This window comes from Streptomyces sp. NPDC031340, assembly GCF_055569945.1.
Window position 1 is genome coordinate 1 of sequence record NZ_JBVIIE010000126.1, and the last position, 2,082, is coordinate 2,082.

At 67.2% G+C, this 2,082-nt stretch carries 2 protein-coding genes; both read right to left on the reverse strand.

Annotated elements, in window-relative coordinates:
• The coding region (locus ACZ5GT_RS40690; RefSeq protein WP_469036978.1) for an alpha-amylase family glycosyl hydrolase at window positions 1–851 on the reverse strand (851 nt) is incomplete at its 3' end.
• 25 nt (window positions 852–876) lie between these two features.
• The coding region (locus ACZ5GT_RS40695; protein ID WP_469036980.1) for an alpha-amylase family protein at window positions 877–2,082 on the reverse strand (1,206 nt) is incomplete at its 5' end.

Sequence of the window (2,082 nt, forward strand, 5' to 3'; positions counted from 1 at the left end):
ATGTGGCACTCGTCGCCGCCGGCGGAGTAGTCGCCGAAGTAGTCGACGACGTCCTCCGGCCACTGGTTCGCCTCCGCCAGCAGCACCGTGTCCGGATACATCGCGTCGATCTCCTTGCGCACCCGCCTCAGGAACTCGTGGGTGGCCGGGAGGTTCTCGCAGTTGGTGCCCTCGGCCGCGTACAGATAGGGCACGGCGTCCAGCCGGAACCCGTCGATGCCCAGGTCCAGCCAGAAGCGGAGGGCGGCCAGGATCTCCTCCTGCACGGCCGGGTTCTCGTAGTTGAGATCCGGCTGGTGGGAGAAGAACCGGTGGAAGAAGTACTGCTTGCGGACCGGGTCGTAGGTCCAGTTGGAGGCCTCGGTGTCGACGAAGATGATCCGCGCGTCCGGGTACTGTTTGTCGTCGTCGGCCCACATGTAGTAGTCGCCGTAGGGGCCGTCGGGGTCCTTGCGGGACTCCTGGAACCACGGGTGCTGGTCGCTGGTGTGGTTCATGACGAAGTCGATGATGACGCGCATGCCGCGCTGGTGGGCGGCGTCCACGAACTCCACGAAGTCGGCGAGGTCGCCGAACTCCGGCAGTACGGCCGTGTAGTTCGCGACGTCGTAGCCGCCGTCGCGCAGCGGGGACTTGAAGAAGGGCGGCAGCCAGATGCAGTCGATGCCCAGCCACTGCAGATAGTCGAGCTTGGCGGTCAGTCCCTTGAGGTCGCCGACGCCGTCGCCGTTGCTGTCCTGGAAGGAGCGGACCAGGACCTCGTAGAACACCGCGCGCTTGAACCATTCGGGGTCCCGGTCCTTCACGGGGGTGTCCTCGAAGGTGTCCGGGACGGGCTGGTTGACTGTCATGACGCTGTGACCCTCCGATCTGTGGCTATGCGGACGACCGCTGGACGTGGAGCACGTGTGCCGGGGCCCTGCCGGGTTCCAGGCGCACATAGTTGCTCCGCCCCCAGTGGTAGGTGTCACCCGTCAGTTCGTCGTGCGCGGACATGAACGCGCTCCAGTCCAGGCCGAGTCGCGGCATGTCCAACGAGACCGTGGCCTCCTGGGTGTGGTGCGGGTCGAGGTTGGCGACGACCAGGACGGTGTCCTCGCCCCTCGTCTTGCTGTAGGCGATGACAGCGTCGTTGTCGGTCGCGTGGAAGCTCAGGTTCCGTAGCCGGTGCAGGGCCGGATGCCGCCGCCGGATCTCGTTGAGGCGGGTGATGAGGGGGGTGATGGTGCGGCCCTCGCGTTCGGCGGTGTCCCAGTCGCGGGGTTTGAGCTGGTATTTCTCGGAGTCGAGGTATTCCTCGCTGCCCTGGCGCAGTGGGGTGTTCTCGCACAGTTCGTAGCCGGAGTAGACGCCCCAGGTGGGGGAGAGGGTGGCGGCGAGGACGGCGCGGACCTCGAAGGCGGGGCGGCCGCCGCGCTGGAGGTACTCGTGGAGGATGTCGGGGGTGTTGACGAAGAAGTTGGGCCGCATGTAGGCGGCCGCCTCGCCGGACAGTTCGGTGAGGTATTCGGTGAGCTCCTGTTTGGTGTTGCGCCAGGTGAAGTAGGTGTAGGACTGCTGGAAGCCGGTCTGGGCGAGGGTGTGCATCATCGCCGGGCGGGTGAACGCCTCGGCCAGGAAGATCACGTCCGGGTCGGTGGCGTTGAGGTCGGCGATCACCTTCTGCCAGAACACGACCGGTTTGGTGTGGGGGTTGTCCACGCGGAAGATCCGCACGCCGTGTTCCGTCCAGTGGCGCAGCACCCGCAGGGTCTCGGCGATCAGGCCGTCCATGTCGGCGTCGAAGGCGATGGGGTAGATGTCCTGGTACTTCTTCGGCGGGTTCTCGGCGTAGGCGATGGTGCCGTCGGGGCGGTGGTGGAACCACTCGGGGTGCTTGGCCACCCAGGGGTGGTCGGGGGAGCACTGCAGGGCGAAGTCGAGGGCGATCTCCATCCCCAGCTCGCGGGCCCGGCCGACGAACCGGGCGAAGTCGTCGATGGTGCCCAGGGCGGGGTGGACGGCGTCGTGGCCGCCCTCGGGGGAGCCGATGGCCCAGGGCACGCCGACGTCGTCGGGGCCGGCGGAGAGGGTGTTGTTGCG